This is a genomic window from Comamonas sp. BIGb0152, from assembly GCF_024809975.1.
Classification (GTDB): domain Bacteria; phylum Pseudomonadota; class Gammaproteobacteria; order Burkholderiales; family Burkholderiaceae_C; genus Comamonas.
In genome coordinates this window covers 560442-576304 of the sequence record NZ_JANUDY010000002.1, presented here as the reverse complement: position 1 = coordinate 576304, position 15863 = coordinate 560442, and the positions used below count along the sequence as shown (strand labels likewise).

The 15863-nt window shown below is 62.5% G+C and carries 11 protein-coding genes; 9 read left to right on the top strand and 2 right to left on the bottom strand.

The features are described from left to right. The 5 genes from M2375_RS06065 to lpdA all read left to right on the top strand — a co-directional run bounded on the left by M2375_RS06065 (nucleotide 1) and on the right by lpdA (nucleotide 8852). Nucleotides 1–1038 carry a Gfo/Idh/MocA family oxidoreductase gene (locus tag M2375_RS06065; RefSeq protein WP_259164574.1) on the top strand — a complete coding sequence of 346 codons (1038 nt, stop codon included), beginning with the start codon at nucleotides 1–3 and terminating at the stop codon, nucleotides 1036–1038. 43 nt (nucleotides 1039–1081) lie between these two features. Then, complete coding sequence (locus M2375_RS06060) at nucleotides 1082–1954, top strand: MurR/RpiR family transcriptional regulator (RefSeq protein ID WP_259164572.1); 873 nt, start codon at nucleotides 1082–1084, stop codon at nucleotides 1952–1954. 634 nt (nucleotides 1955–2588) lie between these two features. Continuing rightward, entirely contained in the window at nucleotides 2589–5294 is a 2706-nt protein-coding gene (gene aceE / locus M2375_RS06055) for a pyruvate dehydrogenase (acetyl-transferring), homodimeric type (protein WP_259164571.1), read from the top strand. A gap of 21 nt (nucleotides 5295–5315) precedes the next feature. Continuing rightward, nucleotides 5316–6986 carry a dihydrolipoyllysine-residue acetyltransferase gene (gene aceF, locus M2375_RS06050; RefSeq protein ID WP_259164570.1) on the top strand — a complete coding sequence of 557 codons (1671 nt, stop codon included), beginning with the start codon at nucleotides 5316–5318 and terminating at the stop codon, nucleotides 6984–6986. Nucleotides 6987–7001: 15 nt separating this feature from the next. After that, complete coding sequence (gene lpdA / locus M2375_RS06045) at nucleotides 7002–8852, top strand: dihydrolipoyl dehydrogenase (protein ID WP_259164569.1); 1851 nt, start codon at nucleotides 7002–7004, stop codon at nucleotides 8850–8852. A 100-nt stretch (nucleotides 8853–8952) separates the two neighbouring features. Here the strand turns inward: lpdA and M2375_RS06040 are convergent, their stop codons facing one another. Next, entirely contained in the window at nucleotides 8953–9594 is a 642-nt protein-coding gene (locus tag M2375_RS06040) for a DUF2621 family protein (protein WP_259164568.1), read from the bottom strand. Nucleotides 9595–9831: 237 nt separating this feature from the next. On the opposite strand from M2375_RS06040, the gene M2375_RS06035 reads away from it, so the two are divergent. The 4 genes from M2375_RS06035 (at nucleotide 9832) to M2375_RS06020 (ending at nucleotide 14421) form a co-directional block, all read left to right on the top strand. Next, nucleotides 9832–10824 carry a tripartite tricarboxylate transporter substrate binding protein gene (locus tag M2375_RS06035; protein WP_259164567.1) on the top strand — a complete coding sequence of 331 codons (993 nt, stop codon included), beginning with the start codon at nucleotides 9832–9834 and terminating at the stop codon, nucleotides 10822–10824. Between the two features lie 146 nt (nucleotides 10825–10970). Next, the gene (locus tag M2375_RS06030; protein WP_310473163.1) at nucleotides 10971–11951 is read left to right on the top strand and encodes a tripartite tricarboxylate transporter substrate binding protein; all 981 of its coding nucleotides are present in this window, start codon (nucleotides 10971–10973) and stop codon (nucleotides 11949–11951) included. A 262-nt stretch (nucleotides 11952–12213) separates the two neighbouring features. Then, entirely contained in the window at nucleotides 12214–13542 is a 1329-nt protein-coding gene (locus tag M2375_RS06025; protein WP_259164566.1) for a putative DNA modification/repair radical SAM protein, read from the top strand. 3 nt (nucleotides 13543–13545) lie between these two features. Then, entirely contained in the window at nucleotides 13546–14421 is an 876-nt protein-coding gene (locus tag M2375_RS06020; protein ID WP_259164564.1) for a TIGR03915 family putative DNA repair protein, read from the top strand. A 31-nt stretch (nucleotides 14422–14452) separates the two neighbouring features. On the opposite strand, the gene M2375_RS06015 is transcribed toward M2375_RS06020, so the two are convergent. Further along, a complete protein-coding gene (locus M2375_RS06015; RefSeq protein ID WP_259164563.1) occupies nucleotides 14453–15406 on the bottom strand; it encodes a bile acid:sodium symporter family protein in 954 nt (317 codons plus the stop codon). Nucleotides 15407–15863 lie beyond the last annotated feature (457 nt).

Genomic DNA, 15863 nt, shown 5'->3' with positions numbered 1-15863 from the left:
ATGAGTCCTATCCTTTGCCCTACACCGCCGCTGCGCATCGGCATTGCCGGTTTGGGCCGCTTGGGGCGGCGCCATGCCGAGAACCTCGCCTACCGCATTCGCAACACCCGCCTGGTCTGGGCTTGCAGCCCGATTGCCTCGGAACTCGACGACGCGCGCAGCCAGCTGGGCATCGAGCATGTGACGAGCGACTTTGACCGCATGGTCCACGCGCCCGATGTCGACGCCATCGTCCTGGTCACGCCCACCGCTTTGCACGCCCAACAAACCATTGCGGCGCTTGAGGCCGGCAAGCATGTTTTTGTCGAGAAGCCATTGGCACTGGAGGTGGCGGACTGCGAACGCGTTGAAGCCGTGGCCGCCCAGCACCCGGACCGCGTGGCCATGGTGGGTTTTGTACGCCGCTTTGATGCCAGTTATCGCCGCGCCTATGACCACATACGCCAAGGCGCCATTGGCCAGCCCTTTCTGGTGCGCTCGCAGACCTGCGACATGAATGATCCTTCGGGCTTCTTTGTGCGCTATGCGGCGCAGTCCGGAGGCATTTTCATGGATTGCAGCGTCCATGACATCGATCTTGCGCGCTGGATACTGGGCAACCCGCGTGCGCTGCGTGCCTATGCCTCCGGCACCATCGCCATCCATACGGGCCTTGCCGCGCATGCGGACGTCGACAACGGCCTGGCCATCGTGGATTTCGAGGGGGGCGGGCGAGCGGTGTTCTACGCCTCGCGCACTTTCGCGCACGGCCATGAAACGCAGACCGAGATCATGGGCTCCGCTGGCAAGCTGCTCATCGGCCATGGTGCCGAGCGGGACCGTCTGGTCACCAGCGACTGCCATGGCGTGCGGCATGCGTCGACCAGCGATTTTTTCGAGCGCTTCAGCGATGCGTTCCTCAACGAGATGGATGCCTTTGTCTCTGCTTGCCGAGGCGAATCGGCGCTGAACCTGAGCCTGTCGGATGCCACGGAGGCCACGCGCATCGGTCAGGCCATCACCCGGTCACTGCGCAGTGGCCAGGTCGAGATATTTTGAAAGGGGCAGGGTAGAAGGGGAATGGCCTTGCTATCCTGACACCATGCGCACCGCAACCCCTTCCCCAAACTCTGTCGAGCAATTGCTCAAAGCCTTGGAGAGCGAATACAAGGGGCTGAGCAAGCAGCTCAAGCGGATCGGCAAATACATCGAGGCACACCACGCGCACCTGGGTCTCGAAGGCATTCAGGATGTGGCGACGGCTTGCGGCGTGCAGCCTTCGGCCGTGGTGCGTTTTGCCAAACATTTTGGCTTTTCCGGTTTTGCCGAAATGCAGAAGATGTTTCGCCAGGCGATTGCGGAGCAACTGGCGCCAGACCGCAATTACCAAACCCGCATTCGTGATGGGATCCGAACCGGCGTGCCCTTGGCCAGCGTCGATATAGCGCAGGAGTTTCTGAAAGCCAGTGTCGACGGAATTCATACCTTGATGGACAGCTTGGCACTCAGCGATCTGGACAAGGCCGTCGAGCTGCTGGCTGAGGCCGAGTCGATCTGGCTTCTGGGCATGCGCCGTTCATTTCCGGTAGCCGTCTATCTAGACTACGCATTGCAGCACACGGACAAACGGATTTTTCTGGTCGATGGCATGGGCTGCATGCAGCAAGGGCAATTGCGATCCCTGCGTGCGGGTGATGTGCTGCTGGCCGTCTCCTTCCCGCCTTACGCGGCAGAGACACTGGATCTTTTCCGCCATGCACATGCGCGTGGGGGTCGCATCATTGCGATCACGGACTGCCGTCTGAGTCCGCTGGCAGAGTTGGCGCAGGCATGCCTGTTTGTGCAGGACAACGCCAGGTTTGGGTTCCGTTCGCTCACCAGCACGATTGGCCTGGCACAGAGTCTATTCATTGCCCTGGCTTATCGTCTGGAACTGAACCGGGCAGATGCCGACTTTCTGGGTGTCGGGCGCTAAGCGCCCACTGCTACAAGCTTGGATGCGGGGGCGCCTGGCCAGCCACCCCGGGCTTGTTATACGCTGGTACGGTTTGCCGCTTGATCCCGAGTTGGGGGCGCCTAGTCGGGGGCGCCTAGCCGAGGGAACCCAGGCAGAGGCGCCCAGTCGGGGACGCCCAGTCTCAACCCCAAGCCTTTGTTTTGCTGGGTCTTGCCACCCGTTCTAGCTGCTTGTTTCTTGGTGCTTGCTTGTTTGCTGCACCCAGGTGGGCTCTGTGCCGGGTCTGGGTGGTGGTCTGGTGCAGATCCGCGCCAAGCGTGGCCCAAATGTTGGAAGGTGGGCGAGCGTTGGGCCTTGCAGGCATTTGTCAAGCCATAACCGGCTTGGTCTTTTGGCCAAGGCTGGCCTGCAGGCTAGGATGGAGGACGGTGGGGCGCGGCCGGTTGTCGAATGCAGCGGTCGGCCGCTGACCGCGTTGCACACATGGATGTCCTTCAGGGCAGCGCTACAGGCGTTTAGCGCAGTTCTGCCATTGTGCATTTGCAGCAATTTCCCATAATGTGAAAATGAAGACCGCTATTTGAAATCTTCAAAAAATGTGAGAAACTCTGGCACAGTCATTCATAGCAGATCACTTGAAGGAGACGCCAGCATGTCCGAACCATCCGAACAAAAAGCCGTCAACGGCCCCACCCGTACCGATGACCTAGAAACCCGAGAATGGATGGACGCGCTGTCCGCTGTGATCGACCGTGAAGGCGCAGATTACGCCCACTCGCTGATTGAGCAACTGCTGGAGCACGCGCGCCAGAACAGCGTCGATCTGCCTTTCTCTGCCAAGACCGGCTACGTCAACACCATCGAGACCGAGCAAGAAGCCCGCAGCCCAGGCAATCTGGAGATTGAACAGCGCCTGCGCGCCTATATGCGTTGGAACGCCATGGCCATGGTGGTCAAGGCCAACCGCATTCATCCGCCCGAAGGCGGCGATCTGGGCGGCCACATCGGCTCCTTTGCCTCGTTGGCCAGCATGTTTGGCGCCGGCTTCAACCATTTCTGGCACGCCGAGAGCGACAACCACGGCGGCGACTGCCTCTACATCCAAGGCCACGTATCGCCCGGCATCTATGCCCGCGCCTACCTGGAAGGCCGCATCAGCGAAGAGCAACTGCTGAACTTCCGCCAGGAAGTGGACGGCAAGGGCCTGTCGAGCTATCCGCACCCCAAGCTGATGCCCGATTTCTGGCAGTTCCCCACCGTCTCGATGGGCCTGGGCCCCATCATGGCGATCTACCAGGCTCGCTTTTTGAAGTACCTGCACGCCCGTGGCATTGCCAACACCGAAAACCGCAAGGTGTGGGTGTTCTGCGGCGACGGCGAAATGGACGAAGTCGAATCGCTGGGCGCCATCGGCCTGGCTGCACGTGAAAACCTGGACAACCTGATCTTCGTGATCAACTGCAACCTCCAGCGCCTCGATGGCCCGGTGCGTGGCAACGGCAAGATCATCCAAGAGCTGGAAGGCGAATTCCGAGGCTCTGGCTGGAACGTGATCAAGCTGGTCTGGGGCAAGGGCTGGGATGCCTTGCTGGCCAAGGACCATGACGGCGCGCTGCGCAAGATCATGATGGAGTGCAACGACGGCGACTACCAGGCCTTCAAGGCCAATGACGGTGCCTATGTGCGCAAGAACTTCTTCGGCCGCGATCCGCGCACCCTGAAGATGGTCGAGCACATGAGCGACGACGAGATCTGGAACCTGCAGCGCGGCGGCCACGACTCGCAAAAGGTTTACGCAGCGTTCCATGCCGCACAAAACCACCAGGGTCAACCGACGGTGCTGCTGGTCAAGACCGTCAAGGGCTTTGGCATGGGCAAGGTGGGCGAGGGCAAGAACAATGTCCACCAGACCAAGAAGCTGGCTGACGAGGACATCAAAGCCTTCCGCGACCGTTTCAATATCCCGATTCCAGACAGCCAGATCGCGGATCTGCCTTTCTACAAGCCAGCGGACGACACGCCGGAGATGAAGTACCTGCACGAGCGCCGCAAGGCCTTGGGCGGCTACCTGCCCAAGCGCCGCGTGAAGGCCGACGAGCAGTTCACCGTGCCACCGCTGGACACCTTCAAGGCGGTGCTCGAAGCCACGCCCGAAGGCCGCGAGATCTCGACCACGCAAGCCTATGTGCGTTTCCTGACCCAGCTGCTGCGCGACAAAGAGATCGGCCCCCGCGTGGTGCCTATCTTGGTGGACGAGGCACGTACCTTCGGTATGGAAGGCCTGTTCCGCCAGATCGGCATCTACAACCCGCATGGCCAGCAGTACACCCCCGTCGACAAAGACCAGGTGATGTACTACAAGGAAGACACCAAGGGTCAGATCCTGCAAGAAGGCATCAATGAAGCGGGCGGCATGTCCAGCTGGATCGCTGCGGCAACCAGCTACAGCCACAGCAACCGCATCATGATTCCGTTTTACATCTACTACTCGATGTTCGGATTCCAGCGCATTGGCGATCTGGCCTGGGCAGCGGGCGATTTGCAGGCACGCGGCTTCTTGCTGGGCGGCACCTCGGGCCGTACCACCTTGAACGGTGAAGGCCTGCAGCACGAAGACGGCCACAGCCACATCCTGGCGGGCACCATCCCCAACTGCATCAGCTACGACCCGACCTTCGCACACGAAGTGGCGGTGATCATGCACGAAGGTCTGCGCCGCATGGTGCAGAACCAGGAAAACATCTTCTACTACCTGACCTTGCTCAACGAGAACTATCCCATGCCAGGCCTCACGACCGGCACCGAGGAAAAGATCCTCAAGGGCATGTACTTGTGCAAGGCCGGTGGCGCGGGCGAGCTGCGCGTGCAACTGCTGGGCTCGGGCACCATCCTGCGCGAATCCTTTGTTGCCCAAGAGCTGCTGGCCGCCGATTGGGGCGTGACTGCCGATATCTGGAGCTGCCCATCGTTCAACGAACTGACCCGTGATGGCCAGGACGCTGATCGCTGGAACCTGCTGCACCCGCTGGAGACCCCCAAGGTGCCGTTTGTGACCGCCGAGCTGGCAGGCAGCACCGGTCCCGTGATCGCCTCGACCGATTACATGAAGGCCTACGCCGAGCAGATTCGTCCCTTCATCCCTGCGGGCCGCACTTACAAGGTGCTGGGTACGGACGGCTTTGGCCGCTCGGACTTCCGCCGCAAGCTGCGCGAGCACTTCGAGATCGACCGCCACTACATCGTGGTCGCCGCTCTCAAGGCGCTGGCTGAAGACGGCAAGCTGCCCGCACAAAAGGTCGCAGACGCGATTGCCAAGTACGGCATCAACGCCGACAAGATCAACCCGCTGTACGCCTAAATTGCACCAGGAGACACCACAATGGCATTGATTGACATTCAAGTCCCCGATATTGGCGACTTCGCAGAAGTGGGCGTGATCGAGTTGCTCGTCAAGCCCGGTGACACCGTCACCAAGGACCAGTCGCTGATCACCGTCGAGTCCGACAAGGCCTCGATGGAGATCCCATCCAGCCACGCTGGCGTGGTCAAGGAAATCATCGTCAAGATTGGCGACAAGATTGCCGAAGGCTCGGTCATCATCAAGCTGGAAGCCGCTGATGCCGCCGCTACTGCACCGGCTGCGCAAGCACCGGCAGCGGCTGCTGCTGCACCGGCCGCATCGGCTGCACCTGCACCTGCTCCCGCGCCCCAGGCTGCTGCAGCAGCGCCTGCAGCTTCGGGCCCGGTCGAGGTCAAGGTCCCCGATATCGGCGACTTCAAGGACGTGGCCGTGATTGAGCTGCTGGTCAAGGTGGGCGATACCGTCACCGAAGAGCAGTCGCTGTTCACCGTCGAGTCCGACAAGGCTTCGATGGAGATCCCATCGCCCGCCGCTGGCGTGATCAAGGAGCTCAAGGTCAAGATCGGCGACACCATCAATGTCGGCGATCTGGTCGCGATTCTGGAGGGCAGCGCCGCTGCTGCACCAGTGTCGGCACCGGCCGCGCAGGCTCCTGCAGCGGCTGCCGCCACCAGTGCAGCCGCCCCAGCCGCAGCGCCCGTCGCCGCCGCCCCCGCTGCTGCCGTGCCCGCCCACAACCCCACCGTGCCCCCATCGGGTGCCATGCCGTATGCATCGCCATCGGTGCGCAAGTTTGCGCGCGAGCTGGGCGTGCCGCTGGAAGAGGTCAAGGGCTCGGGCAACAAGGGCCGTATCACCGCTGACGATGTGCAAGCCTTCACCAAGCAGGTGATGGCCGGCGCCGTGCAGACCAAGGCCCAGGCGGCCAAGGCGCCTGCCGGTGGCTCTGGTGCTGGTCTCGATCTGCTGCCCTGGCCCAAGGTCGATTTCAGCAAGTTCGGCACGGTCGAGCGCAAAGATCTGTCGCGCATCAAGAAGATCTCGGGCGCCAACCTGCACCGCAACTGGGTGATGATCCCGCACGTCACCAACAACGACGAAGCCGACATCACCGAGCTCGAAGCCTTCCGCGTCTCCACCAACAAGGAAAACGAGAAGAGCGGCGTCAAGGTCACCATGCTGGCCTTTGTGATCAAGGCCCTGGTCTCTGCACTCAAGAAGTTCCCTGAGTTCAACACCAGCCTGGATGGCGACACCCTGGTCTACAAGCAGTACTTCAACATCGGCTTTGCGGCTGACACGCCCAACGGCCTGGTGGTGCCCGTGCTCAAGGATGCAGACAAGAAGGGCATCATCCAGATCAGCGCAGAAATGGGCGAGCTGGCCAAGAAAGCACGCGATGGCAAACTGGGCGCGGCCGACATGCAAGGCGGCTGTATCTCCATCTCGTCGCTGGGCGGCATTGGTGGCACCCACTTCACCCCCATCGTCAACGCACCTGAAGTGGCCATCCTGGGCCTGTCCAAATCCGGCATGAAGCCGGTCTGGGACGGCAAGCAGTTTGTGCCCCGCCTGATGCTGCCTTTGAGCCTGTCGTACGACCACCGCGTCATCGACGGCGCATCGGCTGCACGTTTCAATGCCTACTTGGGCCAGGTGCTGGCGGACTACCGCCGCATCATCCTGTAATCGGAGACCCACACTATGGCAATCGTAGATATCAAAGTCCCCGACATTGGTGATTTCGCCGAGGTGGGCGTGATCGAGCTGCTGGTGCAACCCGGTGACACCGTCGCCAAGGACCAGTCGCTGATCACCGTCGAATCGGACAAGGCCTCGATGGAAATCCCGGCCAGCCATGCTGGCGTTGTCAAAGAGCTCAAGGTCAAGATCGGCGACAAGATCGCCGAAGGCTCGGTGATCCTGTCGCTGGAAGCGGCAGAGGGCGCAGCCGCTGCACCGGCAGCTGCGGCTTCGTCTCCCGCACCTGCTGCTGCACAAGCTGCGCCTGCTCCAGCAGCGCAAGCCGCAGCGCCGGCCCCCGCCCCCGCTGCCAGCAACTACAGCGGCCAGGTTGATGAAGACTGCGACGTGGTCGTGCTCGGCGGTGGCCCAGGCGGCTACTCGGCGGCCTTCCGCGCGGCTGACTTGGGCCTCAAAGTGGTGCTGGTCGAGCGCTACAAGACCCTGGGCGGCGTCTGCCTGAACGTGGGCTGCATCCCATCGAAGGCATTGCTGCATGTGGCGGCGGTCATGGACGAGGTCAAGCACCTGGAAGTGGCGGGCATCAAGTTCGCCGCGCCTGAGGTCAATATCGACACCTTGCGCGGCCACAAAGAGAAGGTCATCGGCAAGCTGACCGGCGGCCTGGGCCAAATGGCCAAGATGCGCAAGGTCACCATCGTGCGCGGCTATGGCAACTTCGTCAGCGCCAACCACATCGAAGTGCAGGAAACCTCGGGCGACGGCCAGGACCAGACCGGCACCAAGAAGGTCGTGCAGTTCAAGAAGGCCATCATTGCTGCAGGCTCGCAAGCCGTGCATCTGCCCTTTATGCCCAAGGACGAGCGCGTGGTGGACTCCACCGGCGCGCTGGATCTGAAGGCCGTGCCCAAGCGCATGCTGATTCTGGGCGGCGGCATCATCGGCCTGGAAATGGGCACGGTGTACAGCACCCTGGGCGCACGCCTGGATGTGGTGGAGATGATGGACGGCCTGATGCAGGGCGCTGACCGTGACCTGGTCAAGGTCTGGCAGAAGATGAACGCGCCGCGCTTTGACAACATCATGGTCAACACCAAGACCGTGGCTGCCGAAGCAACGCCCGAAGGCATCAAGGTGAGCTTCGAGCCCGCCAAGGACGGCGTGACCGTGCCCGAACCCCAGGTCTACGACCTGGTGCTGCAAGCCGTGGGCCGCACGCCCAATGGCAAGAAGATCGGCGCCGAGGCCGCTGGCGTGTCCGTGACGGATCGCGGCTTTATCAATGTCGACATCCAGATGCGCACCAATGTGCCCAACATCTTCGCAATCGGCGACATCGTCGGCCAACCCATGCTGGCACACAAGGCCGTGCATGAAGCGCATGTGGCCGCAGAAGTCATCGCTGGCGAGCTGCAAGGCAACAAGGAGCTGGCAGCAGCCGCCTTCAACGCCCGCGTGATCCCATCGGTGGCCTATACCGATCCCGAAGTGGCATGGGTCGGTCTGACCGAAGACCAGGCCAAGGCCCAAGGCATCAAGGTCAAGAAGGGCTTGTTCCCCTGGGCCGCCTCCGGCCGCGCCATTGCCAACGGCCGCGACGAAGGCTTTACCAAGCTGCTGTTCGACGACTCGCCCGAGGCCCATGGCCACGGCAAGATCCTGGGCGGCGGCATGGTCGGCACGCACGCTGGCGACATGATCGGCGAGATCGCGCTGGCCATCGAGATGGGTGCAGACACCGTGGACATCGGCAAGACCATCCACCCGCACCCCACCTTGGGCGAGAGCATTGGCATGGCCGCAGAAGTGGCCCATGGCACGTGCACGGATGTGCCACCGGTGCGCAAGTAAGACCAGCAGGTCTTGATCCCCACCGCAAAAGACAGCCTCCGGGCTGTCTTTTTTTGCATGGAGCAGCCCGTTCAGCAGGGCTGCAGACTAGGCTGTTGGCTTATTCGTAGTCAAACTCCGCCCGGTAGTCATCCGGGTTGATGCCCTCGGCCCGTAGCGGCTCCACCAGGCGAAAACGCGTGACTTTGGCCGAGGCGGTGATATAGCCTTTGATGACCAGCTCGCGGGTCACGGGGCTGTGCGCCTCTTGGGCCAACTGCTCGATCACGCGGGTGGTTTTGCGCCGAGCGAGCATGCGAAAGAAGGCCGGCACATGGGCGAGCAGGCGCTGCAGCAGTTCCTCGGCCTCGGGCGTCCATTCGCCTTGCTTGGGCAGCTCGGGCACAAAGCCCCATTCGTCTTCCGTCAGCGCGCGCCACAGCACGATGGCGTGGCCATCGGCATCGCTGACGCAGGCCATTTCTTCGAGTTCGGGCGTGCGCATCGGCGCATAGCGCGGAGCGCTGCCTGCCGCCAGCAGGCGCTGGTAGGCCTGGCCCACATCGGCCACCTGCAGGCGCACGGTGATCTGCGACTCCACTGCGGGCACCTGCAAAAGCCGCAGCATGGCGCTGCCGGTGTCGATGTCCACATAGCCCTCGCCGCTGCGCGCCGGGGCAAAGCCGATGACATCGCGCCAAAGGCGTGTGGCCTTTTCCAGATCGGAGCAGGGAAGGACAAGGTGGCTGATTCCAAAAAACATGGCATGCGCTGGTAAAAATAACAGCGCTGATGATAGCGGCCTGGCTGCCGCATCGATCAGAACTGATCGCTTCATGCGCCGCTACCCGTGCCGGCCCGTAGTTGTCTTGGAGACATGCCTAGCCAGCCATAAGCCGCCGGATGCGCGAAGATCATGGCCGTAGAAAACGACGCAGCCCCAAGCGCGTGATGGGGCGATAAGCCCACACGCGCGAGCCCGGACCAGGAGACCCCGCCCATGACACCCTTTGCATTTGCATCCGCCCCCACCGTTGCCGTTGCCATTGCCGCTTTGCTGGCAGGCATTGCCGCGCCCGCGTCAGCGGCCTACCCGGACAAACCCATCAAGCTGATCGTGCCGTTTCCGCCCGGCCAGGCCACCGATATCTTTGCCCGCGCGCTGGCCGAGAAACTGGGCCAAAAGCTGGGCCAGCCGTTAGTGGTGGAGAACAAGGCCGGCGCGGGCAGCAATATTGGCTCCGAGCAGGTGGTGCGCAGCACAGCCGATGGCTATACCTTGCTGGTGGCCGGCAGTGCCATGGCGGTCAACCAGACGCTCTACAAAAAAGTGAACTTCGACCCGCGCGTGGACCTGGTGGGAATCACCCTCATTGCCAAGGTGCCGCTGGTGTTTCTGGCCAACCCCGCCACGGGGATCAAGAGCATGAACGACCTGGTCGCCAAGGCCCGCGCCGAGCCCGGCAAGCTGAGCTATGCCAGCGCCGGCATTGGCGGTACCCAGCATTTGAGCGCGGAGATGGTCAAGGCCCGCGCGGCGCTGCAGATTGAGCACATCCCCTACAAGGGCAGTGGCCCGGCCCAGGCAGATTTTCTGGGCAATCAGGTGCCCTTGATGGTCGACTCGGTCACTGCGGCGCTGGCCAATATCCAGGCGGGCAAGGCGGTGCCGCTGGGCGTGACCTCGGCCACCCGCTCCAGCCAGCTGCCCCAGGTGCCGACGATTGCCGAATCGGGCCTGGCCGAGTTCAAGGGCTTTGAGGCCGTGGGTTGGCTGGGACTGATGGCCCCGAAGGGCACGCCGCAATCGGTAGTCGACAGGCTCAACCAAGAAACCGTGGCGATCCTGAACAGCGCCGAGATGCAGAAGTTCATCCGCGACCGAGGCTCGGAGCCCGCGCCCACCAGTGCGGCAGAGATGGACCGCTTTGTGGCCAGTGAAATCGTGGAGTGGGGCAAGGCGGTCAAGCAGTCCGGAGCGACGGTCGACTAGGACACTGGCTGCCCAGCCCTCTGCCCCATCCAAGGGTCACCCGCAGAAGCCTTACGCCCTGCCGACCATGTCGCCCATGCGTCGCGGCGACTGGCTGCGCTTTTCTACACTGTTTGTCGCCTACAGACCGATATGGAGACAAAGAGATGGTGTTGACGCGCAGAAGCATGCTGCAAGCAGGGGCCGCCACGGCAGCCGGTGCATGGATGGGGGCTGGTGCCTCGCTGGCCCATGCCAGCAAGACTTTTCCGAGCCGGCCCATCAAGCTGGTGGTGGCTTTTCCGGCAGGGGGGCCCACTGATCTGACCATGCGCCAGTTGGCCGAGAACGCCGCCAAGGTGCTGGGCCAGCCGATTGTGGTGGAGAACCGGCCCGGCGCGGCAGGCTCGCTTCCCAGCGCCCAATTGCAAAACACCGCCGCTGATGGCTACACCATCGCCCAGTTGCCGATGAGTGTGATGCGTCTGCCCTTTACCACCGGCCTCAAATGGAACCCGGTAGAAGACCTGAGCTACATCATCAATGTCACCGGCTATGCGTTTTGCATGGTGGCCAGCACGCAGTCCGGGCTCAAGAGCTGGAAGGATGTGGTGGCCTGGGCCAAAGCCAATCCGGGCAAACTCACCCTGGGCAATACCGGCACCTACACCTCACCCCATGTGACCTCGGCCATCATTGCGCAGCAGCTGGGTCTGGATGTGGTGCATGTGCCCTACAAGGGCTCGTCCGAGCTGATGCGCGCGACGATGGCCGGTGAGGTGATGGTCGCCGCCGACACCAGCGCCGTCATTCCCTATGTGGACCAGGGCCGCATGGTGGCCTTGAATGTCTGGACTGAAAAACGCCTGCCGACCTTGCCCAATACTCCCACCTTGATCGAGTTGGGCCTGCCCACCACGCAGTACTCGCCCTTTGGCCTGGTGGGCCCCAAGGGCTTGCCGGCCGATGTGCAAACCACCTTGCACAAGGCCTTCAAGGAGGCCATGGAGATGGAAAGCTACCAGGCCATGCTGCAGCGCTTTGAGATGCTGCCGATCTATATGAACAGTGCCGACTACAAGAAGTTTGCCGCGGAATCCTCCGTCAAGGAAAAGGCCGTTCTGGCAAAGCTGGGGCCGCAGAGCTGACAGCGCTAGCACCTCCGTAGCGCCCTGGTTGCGCCTAGTTAGTAGATGCAAATGCCAATAGCTGTATTTATATACAGTTATTGGCATTGATGCATTCCTGGCTGAGGTGCTTGGCCAGTTCCCTCTGCACTTGCGGGTGCAGGCGTCTGCTGCAGAGGCTGAATCGGAAGCCTCGGGCTGCTGAGGGCTGCAAAGGGAGCAGCCAGCGCTGTGCAGCACCTTTCCATTTTGCTAGAATACTGTAATTACATACAGTTGTTCTATGCAAACCCTTGCCAAACTTCAGATCCTGGCCGATGCCGCCAAATACGATGCCAGCTGTGCATCGAGCGGTAGCAAGCCGCGCGATTCCTTGGGTGGCAAGGGGATGGGGTCGACAGAGGGCATGGGCATCTGCCACAGCTATACGCCGGACGGCCGCTGCGTCTCCTTGCTCAAGATTCTGCTCACCAACTTCTGCATCTACGATTGCCGCTACTGCATCAACCGCAAAAGCTCCAACGTGCAGCGCGCCCGGTTCAGCGCGGCTGAGGTGGTGGCGCTCACCCTCGATTTTTACCGCCGCAATTGCATCGAAGGCCTGTTTCTATCGAGCGGCATCATCCAGTCGTCTGACTACACGATGGAGCAGCTGGTGGAAGTCGCCCGCTGCCTGCGCGAAGACCATGATTTTCGCGGCTATATCCACCTCAAGACCATTCCCGATGCCTCTCCCGAGCTGCTGGCCCAGGCGGGGCGCTATGCCGATCGGCTCAGCATCAATGTAGAACTGCCCACCGAGCAAGGGCTGGCGCAGTTGGCCCCCGAGAAGAATGCCGCTGGCATTGCGTTGGCGATGCACCAGGTGGCGGAACACATCGAGGTGGCGCGGCAGCAGACGCAAGACCAGCAGAATGGGAAACTGGTGTCCATGCCGCGCCAGCGCCAGGCCGCAAGGGCTGCTGCACCGCGTTATGCGCCGGCAGGCCAAAGCACCCAAATGATTGTGGGCGCCGACAGCGCCAATGACGCGACCATTTTGCGCACCAGCAGCGGGCTCTACACTGGGCAGCGCCTGCGGCGGGTGTATTACTCCGCCTTCAGCCCCATCCCGGATGCCTCGGCTGATCTGCCTTTGCAGGCACCGCCGCTGATCCGCGAACACCGGCTTTACCAGGCTGATTGGCTGATGCGCTTTTACGGCTTCAGCCATGCAGAAATCACCGCGCCGGCGGCCGGCGGCATGCTGGATCTGGAGCTCGATCCCAAGCTGGCCTGGGCGCTGTCGCAGCGCCAGCATTTTCCGGTGGACCTCAACCGTGCCCCCAAACAGTGGCTGCTGCGCGTGCCCGGGCTGGGCGTGGGCAGCGTGCAGCGCCTGTTGGCCGCACGCATGGTGCGCAGGCTGCGCCTGGCTGATTTGCAGCAACTGCGGGTCGCCACCAGCAAGGTCTTGCCCTTTGTGGAGCTGGATGACTACCACCCGCCGCTGGGCATGCTCGATAGCACCTCGCTGCGTCAACAGTTGCTGGGCAAGATGCAACACGGCAGCACCCAGCGGCAGCACAGCGGCATGCAGCTGCCCGTGGTCGCGCAAATGGCGCTGTTCTAAAGCATGCAGGCACACACCGATTCCCTGGTGATTGCGCTGGACGGCCCGGATGATTTTGCCGGCTTTCGCCAGGCCGCCCGCGTGTTGCTGGCCCTCAACGCCGAGCCGCAGGCACTGCACTGGCGGTGGTCGGATGCCTTGAGTGACCAAAGCGTGGGCGACGACCTGTTTGCCGCCGATGCTGCTGGGAGCCTGGCAGGCAAAGCACTGACGCCGGACATGTTGGACCAGTTGCCTTGCCCGCCCGGGCAGCCGCTACGCCTCAAAGCCGCGCAGCTGGGCATGTTGCGCAACGCCTGCTGCCACAGCCACCCAGGGCGCTTTGCGCTGTGTTACCGCTGGCTGTGGCGGGTGCAGCAATGGCCTGGCCTGGCGGGCGATGCGCTGGATGGCGATTGGCGTGAGATTGAGCGCATGGCCAGGGCTGTTGGGCGCGACATCCACAAAATGCATGCCTTTGTACGCTTTCGGCCCAGCCGAGACGCACAAGGCCGGGATCTGCATATCGCCTGGTTCGAGCCCGACCATTTCTGCGTGCGGGAGGCCGCTGGCTTTTTCATGCGGCGCTTTACCAGCATGCGCTGGGCGATTTTGACGCCCCAGTGCAGCGTGCACTGGGATCTGGAACAGATGCAGTTTGCAGCCGGGGGCAGGGCGCAGGATGCACCCGGGCCCGATGCGGGTGAGGCGCTATGGCTGGCGTACTACCAATCCACCTTCAACCCCGCGCGCCTCAAGGAGCAGGCCATGCTGCGCGAGATGCCGCGCCGCTACTGGAAAAACCTGCCCGAGGCGCAACTCATCAGCGGCCTGGTAGCAGGCGCCCGCAGCCGAACCGGCCACATGTTGGGGGCTGATACGCTGGGCGGACACGCCTGAACGGATAGTGTCTGATGCGCAAGCCGCAGAGTCAGTGCAGCGAAACGTCTTCGCGGCGCACATGGTCGTTCGCCGTGCCGGTCGGGCGGCTGGACCAGTAACCGGCCAGCAGCGATCCCGAGATGTTGTGCCACACCGAGAAAATGGCGCCCGGCAGCGCGGCCATGGGGCTGAAAAACTTGGCACCCAGGCTGGCGGCCAGGCCCGAGTTCTGCATGCCCACCTCGATCGCCAAGGTGCGGCAGACCGATTTGTCAAAGCCCAGCAGGCGCCCGCCCCAGTAGCCGCCCAGGTAGCCAATCAGGTTATGCGCAATGACGCCCGCCACCACCACGCCGCCCACCGTGGCAATGCGGTCGCGGCTCAGGGCCACCACCGTGGAGAGCACCAGCAAAATCGCCAGCATCGACACCAGCGGCAGCAGGCCTTCAATGCGTTTGATCTGGGCATGCCAGAAATGGTTGAGCAGCAGGCCCAGGCCAATGGGCAGCAGCACGATCTGCGCAATCTCCATCAAGAGGGCGCTGACCGGCACATCGATGGATGCGGAGATATAGAGCCGCGCCAGCAGGGGCGTGGCCACAATGCCGACGAGGGTGGACAGCGCACTGATGGTGACCGACAGCGCCACATCGCCCTTGGACAAAAAGATCATCACATTCGACGAGGTGCCGCTGGCCACACTGCCCACCAGCACCATGCCTGCTGTCAGCTCGGGCGGCATGTCCAGGCCCTTGGCAATCAACCAGGCTGCCAGGGGCATGATGAGGTAATGCAGAAACAGGCCAGCCGCAATCGGGGCCGGGCGTTGCAGCACGCGGCTGAAATCGCTCAGCCTCAGGGTGACACCCATGGCGAACATGATCAGCATCAGCAACTGGGCGATATGGGGCTTGAAGCCCAGAAACGCCGAAGGCGCGCTGTAGGCAAGCAGGGCCATCACAGCCGCCCACACGGGGAAAAGACGGGTCAACAAGGCAAGCACAGAAGTATCCAGACCAAAACAGCGCCCCCAAGCACGCAATACGGACAAGGCCGATGCAGGGGGCAAAAAACGGTGGGTGGTGATGCGCAGGAGCGAATGTGCTGCCGCGCCAGGCCAGGGGTGGCGGCCTGGGGCGGCAAAGCGGCGATGAACGCGGGGCTACCGGGTGGTAGCGGGCAAGCGCTGGGGGCTTTTGGCTGGCCGCATCAGTGCCGCCATCATAAAGTTACGAATGCAACCTGTTGGGCGGGCGAACAGGAGGCAATGCAAAGTGCTCGGCTATTGGAGAGGCGACGAGGAGGCGACGAGGAGGCGACCGGGACGCGCCGTTTCGGCCAAGCAAGGGTCACTAAGGCAGGCCTGCGCCCATGGGTGTCTGGCATTTTTTGTACCCTAGTGTTGCTACGTTCTACATAGCAATAGCTGATGCCAGCAGCTGCCTTGATCGCCGGATGGC